Origin of the sequence: Stenotrophomonas sp. CFBP 13718 (assembly GCF_014842145.1) — a bacterium.
Classification (GTDB): domain Bacteria; phylum Pseudomonadota; class Gammaproteobacteria; order Xanthomonadales; family Xanthomonadaceae; genus Stenotrophomonas.
On record NZ_JACYVC010000005.1, the window covers coordinates 151667 to 167218 of the forward strand.

Below are 15552 nucleotides of genomic sequence, written 5' to 3' on the forward strand. Positions count from 1 at the left end.
AGCCTAGCGCTGCGAATGCTGGGGCGGCGTGATGGCCGCCCGCCCGGTCGATCCGTGATTCAGCCGGGCGTTGGCTCAGCCCAGCTTTTCCTGCAGCACGCGCTGGATCTCACTTTCCACCATGCCCTTCATCGCTGACAGCAGGAAGCCCAGCTTGGCCGTCACCCGCACGGCGCTGGCCTGCAGCTCGATGGCACCGTCCACGCCGCTGCCGGAGAAATCCAGCACATCGCCGCGCCAGTTCGACTGCACGCCGAACCGCTCGGTGAGTTTGGCCGCCACGTCCTCGATGGCCTGGCGCGCAGCGGGCGCGGGCAGGGCGTGGGCGTGGACGATATCGATGCTGGACATGGCGGTTCCTTGCGAATGCTGGTGGTGTTTGACCGTGCATTGTGCGCATGGCGACAGCAAACGCCAACTGACAAGGTTCTTCTGCGAATGTCAGCCACCTGCTAGGCTGCGCCGCATGCCTAATCTGCACGTCCATTACAGCCAGAACCCGCAGCCCGACCAGCCCTTGTTGCCGGGGGTGCAGAAAATAGTGCGCCAGGCCAACGGCAGCATCAAACTGGTGGAAGGCAGCCAAGGCAGCCTGCTGCTGGCCCAGCTCAGCCTGGACCAGCGCGGCCTGTGGCTGCAGGTGGCTGCAGGGGTGCGCGGGCTTCATGTCAACGGACGACCGGTGCGGCGCATGGCACTACTGCGTGCCGGCGACGCGGTGTATGTGGAAGGCGTGGAGTTGTTGATCGTGGGTGAGGTGGACACACCGGTCATCGCCCCGTCGGCACAGGCCGCACACCCGTCCGACGAACCGCGCCTGCTGCGTGGTGTCGGCGGACCGCACCACGGCCGCGGCTTTCCGCTGGATCGCCCGCTGGTGGTGGGGCGCAGCGCCGACGCAGATATCCAGATCGACGAGCCGGCCTTCGCCGATCAGCATGCGCGCGTGGAAAGTCACGGCGAACGCATCCTGCTGCGCGACCTCGGCACCGGCGAAGGCAGCCGGGTGAACGGCGTGGCCGTGCGGCATTGCTGGCTGCAGGGCGGCGACCAGGTGGTGTTCGATGGCCAGCATCGTTTCGTGCTGGAGCTGCCGGATGATCCGCGCCAGCGACCGCAGCCGATGGACGAGTACACGTACAGCGAGCCGGATGAAGCCGCGACGGATCTGGCACCGCGCCGCGTCCGGCGTTGGCCGTGGTTGTTGGTGAGCGCGCTACTGCTGGCGGGTGTGCTGAGCCTGCTGCTGTGGTTTGGCGCGCGCTGAGAGATGGCCGCTGCGCTCGCCGAGCGTGGCTCGGCGCTACCGATGTCTCCGGGCGAACGCCGATGGATACCGATGCAACCAAATTTCCCTTGAACGGCCGCCTCTAAAGGCTGGTGCGCTGCGGCATACTAGGGGTCTTGCCTCACAGGTGTGACATGACCCGCGCGTACAACTTCAGTGCCGGCCCTGCAGCGTTGCCGGAAGTGGTCCTGCGCCAGGCGCAGGAAGAGATGCTGGAATGGCATGGTGCTGGCGCCTCCATCGTGGAGATGAGCCATCGCGGACCGGAGTTCATGGCCGTGGCCGCCGCTGCCGAAGCCGATCTGCGGCAACTGCTCAGCGTGCCGGACGACTACGCCGTACTGTTCCTGCCCGGTGGTGCCACCACCCAGCAGGCGCTGATTCCGCTCAATTTCGCCAGCGCCGGCCAACGCGCCGATTATGTGCTGACCGGTCATTGGGGCAATACCGCGGTCAAGCAGGCCTCGCCGTACGTGTCGCCGGTCATCGTCGCCAGCAGCCAGGCCGACGGATTCCGTGACATCCCGGCGCGTGCCGGATGGCAGCTGTCCGACGATGCGGCTTACGTGCATATCACCGCCAATGAAACCATCCACGGCGTGGAGTTCCGCGACACGCCCGATACCGGTGGCGTGCCGCTGGTGGCCGATTTCAGTTCGTCCATCGCCAGCGAACCGCTGGATATCAGCCGCTACGGCGTGATCTATGCCGGCGCGCAGAAGAATCTCGGCCCGGTGGGTATCGCGGTGGTGATCATCCGCCGCGACCTGTTGGAACGCAGCGGGCAATCGCGCGCCGACATTTTTGATTACCGCTCGCACGCCGCGCGCGACTCCATGCTCAATACCCCACCGACCTGGAACTGGTACCTGGCCGGCCTGGTGTTCAAATGGATGCTGGCCGAGGGCGGCGTGGTCGAGTTCGCCAAGCGCAACGCGGCCAAGGCGGCGCTGGTGTACGCGGCGATCGATGCCTCCGGTGGGTTCTACCGCAACGAGGTCGCCGTCGCGGCGCGCTCGCGGATGAATATCCCCTTCTTCCTGCCCACTGCCGAGTTGGATGCGCGATTTGTCGCCGATGCCAAGGCGGCGGGACTGCTCGCCTTGAAAGGCCACAAGGCCGTGGGCGGCATCCGTGCCTCGCTGTACAACGCCATGCCCGTCGCCGGCGCCGAAGCGCTGGTCGCCTTCATGGCGGACTTCCAGCAACGTCACGGTTGAGTCGCTTCACTGTCCATCCCCGGCGCGCGCTCACTGCGCGCCCTGCATCAAGGAACACAGATGGCTAGCAAACCTGCCAAGCCGGCTGCCGCCAAGGCCGCCAAGGCCAAACCCGCCGCGCCGGGAAAGCCCAACGCTGCGTCGAAGGCCAAGGCCGCGAAGGTCGAAGCACCCGCCTCCGCCCCCCCGGTGCTGGCTGATGTGCGCGGCAAGATCGACCAGATCGACCGTGACATCCAGTCGCTGATCGCCGAGCGTGCCCGTTTCGCCCACCAGGTGGGCAAGGCCAAGGGCAAGCTCGCCGCGGCCGTGGATTACTACCGTCCCGAACGCGAAGCCCAGGTGCTGCGCATGGTGGTGGACCGCAACGAAGGCCCGCTCAGCGATGAGCTGCTGGTGCATGTCTACCGCGAGATCATGTCGGCCTGCCTGGCCCAGCAGGAGCCGCTGAAGATCGGTTATCTCGGTCCGGAAGGCACCTTCAGCCAGCAGGCCGTGCTCAAGCATTTCGGTCGCTCGGCGCTGGGCCTGCCGATGGGCAGCATTGAAGAAGTGTTCCAGGAAGTGGAAGCAGGCAACGCCGATTTCGGCGTGGTGCCGGTCGAAAACTCGGGGCAGGGCACCATCCAGATCACCCTGGACATGTTCCTGACCTCCAACCTGAAAATCTGTGGCGAAGCCGAACTGCGCGTGCAGCAGTTCATCATGTCGCGCAGCGGCCGATTGGACGACATCGAGCGCATCTACGCGCATCCGCAGTCCTTCATGCAGACCTCGGCATGGCTGCGTGCCAACCTGCCGAAAGCAGAGAAGATCCCGGTATCGAGCAACGCGGAAGGCGCACGTCGCGCGCGGAACGCCGACGATGCGGCGGCGATCGGTGGCGAGAACGCCGGCCACGTGTACAACCTGAAAAAGGTCGTCACCAAGCCGATCCAGAACGACGCCGACAACACCACGCGCTTCCTGGTGATCGGCCGCAACATCTTCCCGACGTCCGGCCATGACCGCACCTCGGTGCTGGTGTTCATCCATGACAAGCCCGGCGCGCTGTTCGACGTGCTCAGCCCGTTCGCGCGCCATGGCATCAGCATGAACCGCATCGAGTCGCGGCCCTCGCACCACGGCAAGTGGGAGTACGGCTTCTTCATCGATCTGGCGGGGCACATCGACGATGAGCCGATGCAGGCCGCACTGGCCGAGCTGGAAGCGCATGCCGCACAGATCAAGGTGCTGGGCTCATACCCGGTCGCCGTGCCCTGAGTTCATTCCTGCGGGGCCGCCCATGCGCCCCGCACCCAGTTCCATCGCCGCACGGCGGCGCTGACGGAAGCAGCAGACGATGAGCAACACGCAGCATTGGATCGCCCGCAAGGGCCAGCCCCTGCGGGGCAGCCTGGTCATTCCCGGCGACAAATCGGTGTCCCACCGCGCGGTGATGTTCGCCGCGCTGGCCGACGGCACCTCCACCATCGATGGCTTCCTGGAAGGCGAAGATACCCGTGCGACCGCGCGCATCTTCAGCCAGATGGGCGCACGCATGGAAACGCCATCGCCGTCGCGGCGCGTGGTGCATGGCGTGGGCATCGACGGCCTGCAGGCCCCAGTGGGCGAGCTGGATTGCGGCAATGCCGGCACCGGCATGCGGCTGATCGCCGGCGTGCTGGCCGGGCAGGCGTTCGACAGTGTGCTGGTCGGCGATGAATCCTTGTCGCGTCGCCCGATGCGCCGCATCACCGGCCCGCTCGCGCAGATGGGGGCCCAGATCGATACGCAGGACGACGGCACGCCGCCCCTGCACGTGCGCGGTGGCCATGCGCTGCACGGCATCGACTTCGCCTCGCCGGTGGCCAGCGCGCAGGTCAAATCCGCGGTGCTGTTGGCCGGGTTGTATGCCAGCGGCGAAACGTCCGTGGTGGAACCGCATCCGACGCGCGATTACACCGAGCGCATGCTCGCCGCTTTCGGCGTGGACATCGAGTACTCGCCGGGCAAGGCTCGCCTGCGCGGTGGCCAGCGCCTGCGTGCGACGGACATCGTGGTGCCGGCCGATTTTTCGTCGGCCGCGTTCTTCCTGGTCGCGGCGAGCATCATCCCCGGTTCCGAACTGCGACTGCAGCAAGTGGGTTTGAATCCGCGCCGTACCGGGCTGCTGCATGCGCTGCGCCTGATGGGCGCGGACATCCGCGAAGAGAATCCGGCCGAGCAGGGCGGGGAACCGGTCGCCGATCTGGTGGTGCGCTACGCACCGCTGAAGGGCACGCAGATTCCCGAGGCGCTGGTGCCGGACATGATCGACGAGTTCCCGGCGCTGTTCGTGGCCGCCGCCGCAGCGGAAGGCAATACCGTGGTGACCGGCGCGGCCGAACTGCGGGTGAAGGAATCCGACCGCCTGGCCGCCATGGCGACTGGCCTGCGTACGCTGGGTGTGCAGGTGGATGAGACCGAAGACGGCGCCACGATCCATGGCGGCGCCACGCTGGGCAGCGGCACGATTGAAAGCCACGGCGACCACCGCATCGCGATGTCCTTCGCCATTGCCGGGCAGTTGAGCAACGGGGAGGTGCGGATCAACGATGTGGCCAATGTGGCGACCTCGTTCCCCAGGTTCGATGCGCTGGCGGGTGGTGCGGGGTTCGGGTTGGCGTGAGGGTAGTGACGGTCGCTGGCCGTCAGCTTGGCGTGTTACCGCTGCGCTCGCCGAGCGTGGCTCGGCGCTACCGAGGTAATGCCTCCGGAATTGAACGAGGCAGTGCCTCCGCAATTAAAGATGCCGACCCATTGGGTCGGCATTTTCGTTTCATATCACGCGATGTTGCTCAACGCTGGGTGCGGAAGTCCACCGGCACGTTGACCACGCTGGCGACAGCACGGCCATTCTGCATGGCCGGCTCGAACTTCCAGCCACGCACGGTGCTCAACACGGCGCGATCCAGATCGCGGTCACGCTGGCCGGTGCGCGACACGATGCTCGCATCGGTGACGGCACCCGTCGGCGCTACCTTCAGGCTCGCCACCACGCTGCCCTGCACGCCATTACGCAGCGCAGTAGTCGGGTAGGTCGGCTTGGCATTGCTGGTCAGCGGACGCGCTTCGCGGTTGCGTACAGCCGGGGCCGCGCGCTGCTGTGTGGCAGGGGCTGCTGCACGCGGGCGCTCAGCTGGCGCGGTGGCCACGGGGGCATTGGTGGCGGGCAGCATGCGCTCGCCGATCGGCGCCGGCGCCACTTCGGTGTCCGCCATCCGCAACCACACCAAGGCCGCCGCAAACATCGCCACGATCAACGCCATCCACAACAGCGGTGAGGGGCGACGGCGTTCTGCTGCGAGGTCACCATCGGCCTGGTGACGCGACGAAGCGGGCATATCGGGAGCATGGGTCGCACTCATGGTGATTCTCCTGCACTGTCGTTTCCGACGTCGCCCCGAGTCTTGCGCGGTCGGCATGGCGTGTGCGTAAGCATCGCGTCAACGCGGTGCATGGAGTTCAGGTTCGGGTATCGGCACCGTTCAGCGATGCAGACGGGTCGTGATCAACGACCCGGCGTGAAATCGAACGGCACTTCGACACTGCCCGTCACCGGCTGGCCATTGCTCACCGCAGGGGTGAACTTCCAGCGGCGCACCGCTTCCATGGCGGCGCGATCCAGATCGCGCGAACCGCTGCGCTGCACCAGGGTCACGCCATACGCGCGGCCGGTGGCATCCACATCCACGCGCACCACGACGGAACCGGCGTCGCCGCGGCGCAGGGCAGCGGGCGGATAGGTCGGCGGCGGCGACTGGCCCGGGATCGGCATCGGGCGGTCATTGGCCGGGGCACCTGCGGTAGCCGGGGCACTGCCCGGCGCCGGAACGCCCTCCGTCATTGCCGGCGGTGCAGGCGTGGTCTCGACCAGCTGCGGTGTTTCTTCCGACGGCGGGGCAGGGCGCGCCTCGGGCATGTCACTGGACCCGGCCGCAGCGGCCAAGGGCTCCGGCAACGGCTCGACTTCCGCCACTTCCTGCGGCGTCTTCGCTGCCGGTTCGGCCTGGAAGAAGCCCTTGTCGCGGCTTGCCAGCCAGACCGCCACGAAGAGCAACAGCCCGACGGCAAACGCGATGCCGGCGATTTTCAGGCTGTTGCGCGGAATCTGCAGGGTGATCGACTTGCCGGACGTAGAACGGGTAGCAGGCATGACTGAAACCGTGAAGGGACCGGGCGATTCTGGCACAGCCCCGATGAACCGGCGGCAGAAATCCGCATAACAAGCGATAATCGGCTTCCTGATCCACAAACGACCTTCCGCCATGCTCGATCCAGCCCTGCTTCGCCAACAGCCCGCCGACCTCGCCGAACGCCTGCGCACCAGTCGCGGCTTCGAGCTCGACGTGTCTGCATTGGAGTCGCTGGAAAGCGACCGCAAGCGCATCCAGGTGCGCACGCAGGAGCTGCAGAGCCTGCGCAACAGCCGTTCCAAGGCGATCGGCCAGGCCAAGGCGAAGGGCGAAGACGTGTCGGCGATCATGGCCGAAGTGGCCGCGTTCGCAGATGAGCTGAAGGCATCGGAAGTGACCCTCGACGAACTGCGCGAGAAGATCGACGCGATCGCGATGATGATCCCGAACCTCCCGTCTGAGGACGTGCCAGCCGGCGCCGACGAGAGTGACAACGTGGAGCAGTCCCGTTGGGGCACCCCGCGCCAGTTTGATTTCAAGGTGCTCGACCACGTAGAGCTGGGCGCCCGCAACAAATGGCTGGACGGCGAGACCGCGGCCAAGCTGTCCGGCTCGCGCTTCACCGTGCTGCGCGGCCCGATCGCGCGCCTGCATCGCGCCCTGGCCCAGTTCATGCTCGACCTGCACAGCGGCGAGCACGAATACCAGGAAACCAACGTGCCGGTGATCGTCAACGCCGACAGCCTGTACGGCACCGGCCAGTTGCCGAAGTTCGAAGAGGACATGTTCATCACCCATCTGGGTGAGCAGAAGCGTTACCTGATCTCGACCTCGGAAATCTCGCTGACCAACATCGTGCGCGATGAGATCGTCGACGCCGAGCGCCTGCCGCTGCGCATGACCGCCCACTCGCTGTGCTTCCGTTCCGAAGCCGGCAGCGGTGGCCGCGACGTGCGCGGCATGATCCGCCAGCACCAGTTCGAGAAAGTGGAACTGGTCACCGCCTGCCGCCCGGAAGACAGCGACGCCGAACACCAGCGCATGACCCGCTGCGCCGAAGTGGTGCTGGAAAAGCTGGGCCTGCCGTACCGCAAGGTGCTGCTGTGCACCGGCGACATGGGCTTCAGCGCGGTAAAGACGTACGACCTGGAAGTGTGGCTGCCCTCGCAGGACACCTACCGCGAGATCTCCTCGTGCTCCAACACCGGTGACTTCCAGGCCCGTCGCATGCAGGCCCGCTGGCGCAACCCCACCACCGGCAAGCCCGAGCTGCTGCACACGCTCAACGGCTCCGGCGTCGCCGTCGGCCGCGCCATGATCGCCGTGATGGAGAACTACCAGAACGAAGACGGCAGCATCACCGTCCCCGACGTCCTGCGCCCCTACATGGGCGGCCTGGAAACCATCGCCTGACCGACCAACCGGGTAGAGCCGGCTTCAGCCGGCTGCCCTTCGCGCCACGCCACCGTGCAACGACGGCCCCCGGCCGTCCAATCCACCGCACCTCGCGCCACGCCACCGTGCAACGACGGCCCCCGGCCGTCCCACCCAACGCACCGCCGCACCCGCGCGCGCAATGGGCAATGCCGGCCCCGTCCGTCACCCCGCCGCACCCGTGTGCACTCGGTAGAGCCGGCTTCAGCCGGCTGCACTTCGCGGCAATGCCGGCCGCCGGCCGTCAGCCAACCACCGCTGCGCTCGCCGAGCACGGCTCGGCGCTACCCCCCAACACACCGCAAAAAAAACGGCCCCACATCTCTGCAGGGCCGCTACACGGGCTGAAACGGGGGAGGGACACTTTCAGCCCACGGTCACCGGCCGACGACGAGCCGCCAGCAACCGCTGGAACACATCAACCACCTCAGGCCGCAGCCAGCTCCGCTTCCGGCAGGTTCGCCAGCGCCGCGGCGATTGCTTCTTCGCGATGCTTCGGCGAATACGCGATGCCTTCGGCACGCACGAATTCCACGTCATTGATGCCCATGAAGGCAAACACCTGACGCAGCAGCGGCTCCTGGAAGTCCGCCGGCGAATCCGCATAGATGCCGCCACGGCTGCTCACGATGATCACCCGCTTGCCACCGGCCAGCCCAACCTGGCCCGCCTCGGTGTACTTGAATGTCTTGCCGGCCACCGCAACGCGGTCGATCCAAGCCTTCAGCGTGGAGGGGATGCTGAAGTTGTACATCGGCGCACCGATCACCACCACGTCAGCAGCCAGGAACTGCTCCAACACCTGCTGTGCATCGGCGGTTTCTGTCGCATCCAGCTGGGCCAGCGAGCTGCCGCGCAGGTGGGGGATCGGATTTGCATCCAGATCGCGGTATGCCACATCCAAGTCCGTAGCGGAATCCTTGAAACGGCCAACCACCGCCGCGGTCAGCTGGCGGGAAACCGAATTGTCGCCGAGCGCGCTGGCGTCGATATGCAGAAGCTTCATGGCAGTCACCTATGTATGGGGGAGGCTTAAGCGCCGCCGACAGGGCACACGATAGGTTGTTGCCAATGTGGGATAAAGATGGTTGAATGCCACGTATTGTTCTACCTATGGAACTGCGACATGCAAGACCTCAACGATCTCTACTACTTCGCCATGGTGGTCGACCACGGCGGTTTTGCCGCAGCAGAACGTGCGCTCGGCATCCCCAAGTCGCGCCTGAGCCGCCGCATCAGCCAGCTGGAAACCGACCTCGGCGTCCGTCTGCTGCAGCGCTCCACGCGTCGCTTTGCCGTCACCGACGTCGGCACCAGCGTGCACCGCCATGCGCAAACCATGTTGGCTGAAGCCCAAGCCGCCCGCGAGGTGGTGGACCGCTTGAGTGCCGAGCCGCGCGGCCTGGTACGCGCAAGTGTCCCGGTATCGCTGGCGCAGATGCAGTTGCCCAAGCTGCTGCCGAAGTTCCTGGAGCAGTACCCCAAAGTGCGGCTGCAGTTGAACATCAGCAACCGCCGCGTAGACATCATCAACGAAGGCTACGACGTCGCCCTGCGCGTGCGTTCGCGGCTGGATGACGATGGCAGCCTGGTCATGCGCAGCTTCGGCCAGGTGCAGGAACTGCTGGTCGCCAGCCCGAAGTATCTGGATCGGGCCGGCCGCCCGAAGGATCCGGATGAGCTGATCAACCACGTCACGCTGAGCATCAGCGAAGACGAGGCCCGCCAACGTTGGGAACTGCACGGACCGGAAGGCGCCGTGCGCCGGGTCGACCTGCAGCCGCGCGTGGCCGGCTTTGATTTCCCACTGCTACAGAGCATGGTCAAAGATGGTTTCGGCATCACCATGCTGCCGGAAACGGTCTGCGCCGATGCCGTGCGCAAGGGCGAGCTGGAAGTGGTGTTGCCCGAATGGTCGCTGCCGCAGGGCATCTGCCACGCGGTGTTCGCCTCACGCCGCGGCCTGCTGCCGGCCGTGCGGGTCTTCATCGATTTCCTGGCCGAGCACCTGCCGCCGCAGCTGGAAGCCTCACGACTGGATTGCGGCGGCGCCTGCGAGCGGGCCAAAGAGAAGATCAAGGCGACAGCCTTGGGCGCGTTGGCCGTAGACGCCGGCTGACGCAACACGCCCGTCGCCTGGTAGCGCCGAGCCATGCTCGGCGTAAACCTTCACCATCCGGGCTACTGGCACGCGCCGAGCCATGGGCAAACGCCCCCGACGCATGCGAGAATACGCCTCCCCGGACAGCCTCCGGGACTGCAGCACATCGGAGAGATGGCCGAGCGGTTTAAGGCACCGGTCTTGAAAACCGGCGAAGGGTCAAACCTTCCGTGGGTTCGAATCCCACTCTCTCCGCCAAGACCTTTTGTAAGTGACTGAAAAGGCAGTGGAATACTACGCTGCCAAATCCTGTCCCATACAGTCTCCCATACTTCCGTCGCCGATCACCTCGGCGCAGAAGCGGTCAATATCCGTTTTAGCCCACACCGTGCGCGCGCCCAGCTTCCGCTGCTTGGGGAAGCTGCCTTGTGCCATTCGGCGATAGATCGACGCCCGACTCAACGAGGTGCGGATCATTACGACCTCGATGTCCTGGAGGTCAGCGGCCAAATCGGCCGCGGTCTTCGTGCCGCTCATCAGTGCTCCTTCGCCGCGTCGATCGCGGGCGGCTTCGTTTTGCCAGTGCGGCCTCTTGCATGCGCCATGATCCTGGCCACCTCATCTTCGTCACCGCACACCAAAGCGATCAGCGCCAGGCCGCGCGCTTCCCACAGCCGCACGACGCCTTTCCGTGCGCGCGTCAGGTTTACTCCGGAGCGACGGGCCAGCTCGTGGCCCACTTCCCGATGGTCGAGCGCTCCTTCCTTCTGCATTTCAGCCATGGACTATGACCCCACGGATCATGCTCGTGGCAGAATGCCGCCCTGTCCACAGGGGGATATGCGGTTGACTCATTTTAATTATTTGACGCCATGCTTTGACTCTGGTCCCGCATGCGGCCTTGATTGGGCTGGAATTGCCGCCGTTGGTAGCTTTGCGGCTGCGGTAGTTACGTTTGCCGCAGTGCTCGTCGCTTTGCGGGCGGCCCGGGGACAAGAGACGGCGGCTGAGACGGCAGTGGCCGCTGAGCGGGCGAAGGCCGAGCACATCCAGGAGAGAGAGTGGGAAGCCGCTAACGAAGCACATCGGAAGGTTGCTAAACAGCTTGCTCACGCGATCGGTCGCGAACTCGCTTACGCGCGTCGCCAGCTCGTGCCGATACTTTGCTACTGGACCCCGTTTGGCAGAGGAAGGATTTCTGACGCCTTGATTGAGTCCTACGGAAACGATAAGCCGCTCAATGACCTCGTACTTCTGCGAAGCTGCACCGGCAAACTCCAAGGCTTTAAAGATGAAGACGCGCTCGAGTTGCTGACACTCCTTGCTACTTGGCAGTTCTTCAATGGGCACCCTGGCATAAGGGCTGATCAGGTCAGAGTGAAAGCGGAAAAAGACTGGAAAGCATTTGCGCGACCTAGGGTGGAGTTTGGATTGGAGCTCTTGGACATGCTCGAATCTGCAATTGAGAGGATGGAACGGTTTCAGGAAGGAAAGGGTCCCGGAGCGCGTGTCGAACTGGAATCTCTGCCCGACCGCGTCGAAGCTAGGTTGAAGGTGCTCAGAACTCGAATGGCCGAGAAGTGATTCAGCCATTGCCCACCGCCTGGCTGCAGATCGAGGCCAGTGCCAGTCGGGTCTCGGCCCAGTCGCCATCATGTTTTATGGCGATGCCGCCTGCTTCTGCCCATGCGATACAGTTCCTGCCGAAGTCGTCGACCAGGATGTCTCCGGGCTGGTGCATGAAGAGCGGCTTATGGCGTCCGCCCAGCACCGGCAGCACCAAGCACGTCTGCGACAGATGCTCGCGAACCCAGGCCCGCTTCTGCGCGGCCACGTGTGGGTAGTTCGATTTCGGGCAGGCCGTCAGGTTCACCGGATTCAGCTGCTCGACGCTGCGGAAGAAGTCCAGCGCGCCCCTCATCGGCGGCAGGTCGCGGAAGAAGGATGGGTGTACGTTGATGTGCCCCCACATTTTATCGTCGGCCAAGGATCGATGGTCCAGCCCGAACACATGCGGGAACGCGCCGTCAAAGTCGGCCATGACGCCGTCGAGATCGATGTACAGCGTGCGGCCCGGCCCATTCGCGTGGCACGGGCCCGCTGCCTGCGCGGGCGGGGCGTCGATAGCCGCTTCCATCACGTCGACGCACTGGCCAGCTGACCAGCGGTCCACCGAGCTCGAAAAGGACGCCATGGCCAGGAACTTCCGGATGTTTCGGCGTGCCACTGCCAACAGAGGGTTGCTCGGCGCCAGCCGTGCCGACTGGCGGTTGACCAGATTGTTCAGCGCGATCAGGTCGGTGACGCCTGAGCCGGCGTCGCCATAAAGCCGCGTGGCGATGCCCTGCACCAGGTTGGCGGCGGTCTTGCCCGCCATGGTGTTCTGCTGGTTCATGCGGCGATCCTCAGGTCAGCTTCGGCCGGGTCCAGATTGGCCTCGGCGAGTGCGAAAAGCGGCGGAGGGCTGACGCTGTTGCCGACCATGCGGACCTGCGCAATGGTCTTCAGCGGTGTGCCGTTGGCAGTGCGATCGATGATGTAGCTCACCGGGAAGCCCTGTGCGCGGAACAGCTCATGAGGTTTGAGCATGCGCAGACCGATATCCACGATGACGTAGGGGGTGCCCTTGATCAGCACGGTGACCAGCGCGAGGCGGTCCTTTGTGGTGACGGTGTCGAGCGGGTTACGCAGGTCCACAGCGATACCGCTGCCGTAGTACTTCACCAGGAACGCGGCGACGCGCTCGGCGCCTTCGATCTGCTCCGGACTCAGCGTGCACTCAACGAGGGCTTGGTTGCCCGCGCTGGTGATCGTCGGTACAGAAGCATCGGCGGCGGCACCGGGATGGTTGCTGGTGTTGGTCATCAGGTGGGCGGTGACCAGGCGCTGCTGGCTGCCGCTGGCGGTGATGGTGCTGACCGGATCGCGGGCATCATTGCCTGCGCCTTGGTAGAAGCCGCCATTGGCCTGCTCCACGAACGCTGACACGACACCGAAACGCGTTGCCCCGGCAAGTATGGTCGGGACCGGGTCGCGTAGATCGTTGCCGACGACGTTCTGAGCCATCGCGGTCAGGTGGGCGCAGGCCAACGCGTGGTGCTCACCTTGCGCGGCGATGGTGGACAGGGGCTCTTGCGGATCGGCGCTAGCCATGTTGTTGCGGAGCGTGACCAAGCTCGCGGCGGAGATGCCCAGCGCGTGCGCTGCGCCCGCCGGCCGTGCGGCACCTGCTCCCGAGGTGATTGTCGGGACTGGATCAGTCACTGGGTGGCCGATGCTGTCGCCACGGAACTTGACCAGAGAGGGCGCGACCAAAGCGGTGTCGGCCTTCGCCGTCATGGTGTACAGCGGATCTGCGCCGGAGCGCGGCTCGGTCTGCCCGGCACGGCCGCCGACACCGGCAAGGATCGGCGTAACCACGGAGAAGTGCCCGCCCTTGACCCCAGCGCATACGGTTCGCAGCGGCTCATCAGCAGCCATGGTGCGCTGGTTGCTGGCATTGGCGTGCTCTGCGATAAACGGTGCCAGCTCGGGTACGCCCAGCATCAGCTCACCACGGTTTGCTGCAGTGATCGTCTTAAGTGGGTCGTGAATGCTGTGCACTCGATCCGCGCCCTGATGAGTCACCGGAACGATGAAGGGATCTGCGCTCTCCAGCACGTGGCGCACCACGCCCTTGGCCACTCGACGCATGGTGGCGTCGGCCAGTGGCCGCTTGCGGGAGAAGATCGAAGGGCAGGGAAGGCTGAAGTCCAGGCAGTCGGCGGCGCTGACACGCGGCGTCATGCCAGCAGCGGATCCGTGGGTGGGCTTCGGCCAGACGATAGCCTCGCCGTCGCGCCGAGCGAGCAGGAACAGACGCTCACGGCTGGTCCCGGCCCCGAAGTCGCTGGCGATCAGCTTCTTCCACTCCACCACATAGCCGAGGGCGCGCAGGGCAGCGACGAACTGGTCCCAGGTGCGGCCGCTGTGGCGCTTGTCCGGCACCAGCTGCTGGTTGTCCACCGGCACGCGTTCACCGCGCTGAGCAACGGTCCCATCCATGCGCAGCACGCGCCCAGTGGCCTTGCAGCGCTTCGCCACCAGCGGTCCCCAAGTCAGGATCTGCCAGACGTTCTCCATGGAGATGATGCGCGGCGCAGTGTTGGTGCCGAAGAGCGCATCCGCGCGGCGAAGCTGGCCAACCCACTTCAGTACCACCCACGACAGGGCGCGCGTCTTCCGGCTGCGCGGCTGGCCGCCCTTGGCCTGGCTGAAGTGCGTGCAGTCGGGGGAGGCATGGAACCAGCCGATGGGCCGGCCGGCCACGTCCACGCGCGGATCCGCATGCCAGATGTCTTCTCGGTGGTGCTGGGTGAGCGGGTGGTTCGCGGCGTGCATGCCGATGGCCAGCTCGTCATGGTTGTAGGCCAGCGCCGGGTCGACGCCGAGTGCCTGCTTCAGGCCTTCGCTGGCACCGCCGCCGCCGGCGAACAGGTCCACCACGATCTCGCCGGGGCGCAGGCGCGAGCGCTGTGGCGCTGGGAAGTTGAAGGAGCGGGAGCCGTCTGCCATGGATGCCTCGGAGTCTGATGGGGTGATCGGCTACGCGGCTTTGGCCGCGCAGCCGTTGCAGAGCGCGGCCAGGTCTTCCAGCCGAATAGCCTCTGCCATGTAGTAGTCATGTCGCTCCTGCCGGACCGACAGGGTGAACTGCATATCGATGAGCGCTTGCTCGGCTGCGGCGCGCCACGCTTTTGCAAGTCGGGCCGGATCGTGTTCGAAGAGGTCGAGTTGGGTCCGCAATTTCATGTCGGGTCTCGGCTCGGATAGAGCGCGGTGCCTTACGGCATCGCGCGGTCATGGACCTTCCAGAACAATTCCTTCAGCTCCTGCGGAAGGTCGGTACGTGCGCGGCATGCCAGAAACGCGCGTTCCACGATCAGCCCTGCTTCAGAAGCGTCGGCGTTGCCAACGGCTGCCGTGATCGCGCGCTTCTTGCATTCGTCGATAAGCTCTTTGTCGGAAAACTCATCGAGGTCGACGTCGACCTCCACAGTCACGTACGGCATGGCGATCTCCTCAGGCAGCCAGCGCGGCTTCGTCGACCTTGGTGAACGGGTACTTGGCGACCTGGTCTTTGATGTGGGCGCCGAAGTGCTTGCCCTTCGACTCGGCTGCCTGGAAGGCTGCGAAGTCGTCGGCGGTGAAGTTGGCGTAGTGGTACAGGCTGCCCGGGCCGACCACGCCGCCCTTGCGGCTGGTGAAGCGGATGGCCAGGGTGCTGGTCTCGGCGTCGTGGCCGATGGAGTGGATCTGGTTGGACTCGACGTCCTGCAGTGCGATGCGCAGTGCCATGGTGGTGCTCCAGTT

At 65.5% G+C, this 15552-nt stretch carries 18 protein-coding genes and 1 tRNA gene; 8 read left to right on the forward strand and 11 right to left on the reverse strand.

The features are described from left to right. Nucleotides 1-75: 75 nt before the first annotated feature. Nucleotides 76-351 carry a polyhydroxyalkanoic acid system family protein gene (locus IFT58_RS10190; protein WP_188326961.1) on the reverse strand — a complete coding sequence of 92 codons (276 nt, stop codon included), beginning with the start codon at nt 349-351 and terminating at the stop codon, nt 76-78. Nucleotides 352-466: 115 nt separating this feature from the next. On the opposite strand from IFT58_RS10190, the gene IFT58_RS10195 reads away from it, so the two are divergent. The 4 genes from IFT58_RS10195 (at nt 467) to aroA (ending at nt 5158) form a co-directional block, all read left to right on the forward strand. Beyond that, nucleotides 467-1267, forward strand: a complete 801-nt coding sequence (locus IFT58_RS10195; RefSeq protein WP_188326962.1) for an FHA domain-containing protein — start codon at nt 467-469, stop codon at nt 1265-1267. Between the two features lie 155 nt (nt 1268-1422). Beyond that, on the forward strand, nt 1423-2508 hold the full coding sequence (serC, locus tag IFT58_RS10200; protein ID WP_188326963.1) for a 3-phosphoserine/phosphohydroxythreonine transaminase: 1086 nt from the start codon (nt 1423-1425) through the stop codon (nt 2506-2508). Between the two features lie 60 nt (nt 2509-2568). Further along, entirely contained in the window at nt 2569-3771 is a 1203-nt protein-coding gene (pheA, locus tag IFT58_RS10205; protein WP_192094683.1) for a prephenate dehydratase, read from the forward strand. Between the two features lie 79 nt (nt 3772-3850). Next, nucleotides 3851-5158, forward strand: a complete 1308-nt coding sequence (aroA, locus tag IFT58_RS10210) for a 3-phosphoshikimate 1-carboxyvinyltransferase (RefSeq protein WP_192094685.1) — start codon at nt 3851-3853, stop codon at nt 5156-5158. A gap of 169 nt (nt 5159-5327) precedes the next feature. Here the strand turns inward: aroA and IFT58_RS10215 are convergent, their stop codons facing one another. After that, on the reverse strand, nt 5328-5897 hold the full coding sequence (locus IFT58_RS10215) for an energy transducer TonB (protein ID WP_192094687.1): 570 nt from the start codon (nt 5895-5897) through the stop codon (nt 5328-5330). 143 nt (nt 5898-6040) lie between these two features. Next, nucleotides 6041-6685 carry an energy transducer TonB gene (locus tag IFT58_RS10220; RefSeq protein ID WP_192094688.1) on the reverse strand — a complete coding sequence of 215 codons (645 nt, stop codon included), beginning with the start codon at nt 6683-6685 and terminating at the stop codon, nt 6041-6043. A 112-nt stretch (nt 6686-6797) separates the two neighbouring features. Here IFT58_RS10220 and serS point away from each other — a divergent pair, with 112 nt between their 5' ends. Next, entirely contained in the window at nt 6798-8078 is a 1281-nt protein-coding gene (gene serS / locus IFT58_RS10225; RefSeq protein WP_188326968.1) for a serine--tRNA ligase, read from the forward strand. A gap of 448 nt (nt 8079-8526) precedes the next feature. Here serS and IFT58_RS10230 read toward each other — a convergent pair whose 3' ends face one another. Then, nucleotides 8527-9105 (reverse strand): NAD(P)H-dependent oxidoreductase, encoded by a 579-nt coding sequence (locus IFT58_RS10230; RefSeq protein WP_192094690.1) that lies wholly within the window; start codon nt 9103-9105, stop codon nt 8527-8529. Nucleotides 9106-9225: 120 nt separating this feature from the next. Between IFT58_RS10230 and IFT58_RS10235 the strand changes: the two genes are divergently transcribed. Continuing rightward, nucleotides 9226-10218 (forward strand): LysR substrate-binding domain-containing protein, encoded by a 993-nt coding sequence (locus tag IFT58_RS10235; RefSeq protein WP_188326970.1) that lies wholly within the window; start codon nt 9226-9228, stop codon nt 10216-10218. A gap of 150 nt (nt 10219-10368) precedes the next feature. Then, a tRNA-Ser gene (locus IFT58_RS10240) sits at nt 10369-10458 on the forward strand. Nucleotides 10459-10494: 36 nt separating this feature from the next. Here IFT58_RS10240 and IFT58_RS10245 read toward each other — a convergent pair. Both IFT58_RS10245 and IFT58_RS10250 read right to left on the reverse strand, forming a co-directional pair. Then, nucleotides 10495-10737 carry an AlpA family phage regulatory protein gene (locus tag IFT58_RS10245; protein ID WP_191768139.1) on the reverse strand — a complete coding sequence of 81 codons (243 nt, stop codon included), beginning with the start codon at nt 10735-10737 and terminating at the stop codon, nt 10495-10497. Further along, entirely contained in the window at nt 10737-10982 is a 246-nt protein-coding gene (locus IFT58_RS10250; protein WP_192094692.1) for a hypothetical protein, read from the reverse strand. The genes IFT58_RS10245 and IFT58_RS10250 overlap by 1 nt, the downstream gene beginning before the upstream one ends. Here IFT58_RS10250 and IFT58_RS10255 point away from each other — a divergent pair. Then, nucleotides 10981-11784: a hypothetical protein gene (locus IFT58_RS10255; RefSeq protein ID WP_192094694.1), complete on the forward strand. Its 804-nt coding sequence runs from the start codon at nt 10981-10983 to the stop codon at nt 11782-11784. The two genes, IFT58_RS10250 and IFT58_RS10255, sit on opposite strands and share 2 nt — an antisense overlap. 1 nt (nt 11785) lies before the next feature. Here the strand turns inward: IFT58_RS10255 and IFT58_RS10260 are convergent, their stop codons facing one another. From IFT58_RS10260 to IFT58_RS10280, 5 genes are read right to left on the reverse strand one after another with little or no spacing between them, the layout of a single operon-like run. Next, nucleotides 11786-12595, reverse strand: coding sequence for a hypothetical protein (locus tag IFT58_RS10260; protein ID WP_249405660.1), 810 nt, complete (start codon nt 12593-12595; stop codon nt 11786-11788). Then, nucleotides 12592-14754, reverse strand: coding sequence for a DNA cytosine methyltransferase (locus tag IFT58_RS10265; RefSeq protein WP_192094696.1), 2163 nt, complete (start codon nt 14752-14754; stop codon nt 12592-12594). Before IFT58_RS10265 ends, IFT58_RS10260 begins: the two co-directional genes overlap by 4 nt. A gap of 30 nt (nt 14755-14784) precedes the next feature. Beyond that, complete coding sequence (locus IFT58_RS10270; RefSeq protein WP_249405661.1) at nt 14785-14991, reverse strand: hypothetical protein; 207 nt, start codon at nt 14989-14991, stop codon at nt 14785-14787. Nucleotides 14992-15023: 32 nt separating this feature from the next. Further along, nucleotides 15024-15251 (reverse strand): hypothetical protein, encoded by a 228-nt coding sequence (locus IFT58_RS10275; protein ID WP_192094698.1) that lies wholly within the window; start codon nt 15249-15251, stop codon nt 15024-15026. 10 nt (nt 15252-15261) lie between these two features. Continuing rightward, nucleotides 15262-15537, reverse strand: coding sequence for a KTSC domain-containing protein (locus IFT58_RS10280; RefSeq protein WP_192094700.1), 276 nt, complete (start codon nt 15535-15537; stop codon nt 15262-15264). Between the last annotated feature and the right edge of the window lie 15 nt (nt 15538-15552).

Bases quoted from the DNA above. Each gene is read 5' to 3' on its own strand.
- aroA (WP_192094685.1), top strand. From the start codon at position 3,851: ATGAGCAACACGCAGCATTGGATCGCCCGCAAGGGCCAGCCCCTGCGG.
- IFT58_RS10255 (WP_192094694.1), top strand. From the start codon at position 10,981: ATGGACTATGACCCCACGGATCATGCTCGTGGCAGAATGCCGCCCTGT.
- IFT58_RS10280 (WP_192094700.1), bottom strand. From the start codon at position 15,537: ATGGCACTGCGCATCGCACTGCAGGACGTCGAGTCCAACCAGATCCAC.
- IFT58_RS10220 (WP_192094688.1), bottom strand. From the start codon at position 6,685: ATGCCTGCTACCCGTTCTACGTCCGGCAAGTCGATCACCCTGCAGATT.
- serC (WP_188326963.1), top strand. From the start codon at position 1,423: ATGACCCGCGCGTACAACTTCAGTGCCGGCCCTGCAGCGTTGCCGGAA.
- pheA (WP_192094683.1), top strand. From the start codon at position 2,569: ATGGCTAGCAAACCTGCCAAGCCGGCTGCCGCCAAGGCCGCCAAGGCC.
- serS (WP_188326968.1), top strand. From the start codon at position 6,798: ATGCTCGATCCAGCCCTGCTTCGCCAACAGCCCGCCGACCTCGCCGAA.
- IFT58_RS10250 (WP_192094692.1), bottom strand. From the start codon at position 10,982: ATGGCTGAAATGCAGAAGGAAGGAGCGCTCGACCATCGGGAAGTGGGC.
- IFT58_RS10195 (WP_188326962.1), top strand. From the start codon at position 467: ATGCCTAATCTGCACGTCCATTACAGCCAGAACCCGCAGCCCGACCAG.
- IFT58_RS10230 (WP_192094690.1), bottom strand. From the start codon at position 9,105: ATGAAGCTTCTGCATATCGACGCCAGCGCGCTCGGCGACAATTCGGTT.
- IFT58_RS10260 (WP_249405660.1), bottom strand. From the start codon at position 12,595: ATGAACCAGCAGAACACCATGGCGGGCAAGACCGCCGCCAACCTGGTG.
- IFT58_RS10190 (WP_188326961.1), bottom strand. From the start codon at position 351: ATGTCCAGCATCGATATCGTCCACGCCCACGCCCTGCCCGCGCCCGCT.
- IFT58_RS10275 (WP_192094698.1), bottom strand. From the start codon at position 15,251: ATGCCGTACGTGACTGTGGAGGTCGACGTCGACCTCGATGAGTTTTCC.
- IFT58_RS10215 (WP_192094687.1), bottom strand. From the start codon at position 5,897: ATGAGTGCGACCCATGCTCCCGATATGCCCGCTTCGTCGCGTCACCAG.
- IFT58_RS10245 (WP_191768139.1), bottom strand. From the start codon at position 10,737: ATGAGCGGCACGAAGACCGCGGCCGATTTGGCCGCTGACCTCCAGGAC.
- IFT58_RS10265 (WP_192094696.1), bottom strand. From the start codon at position 14,754: ATGGCAGACGGCTCCCGCTCCTTCAACTTCCCAGCGCCACAGCGCTCG.
- IFT58_RS10270 (WP_249405661.1), bottom strand. From the start codon at position 14,991: ATGAAATTGCGGACCCAACTCGACCTCTTCGAACACGATCCGGCCCGA.
- IFT58_RS10235 (WP_188326970.1), top strand. From the start codon at position 9,226: ATGCAAGACCTCAACGATCTCTACTACTTCGCCATGGTGGTCGACCAC.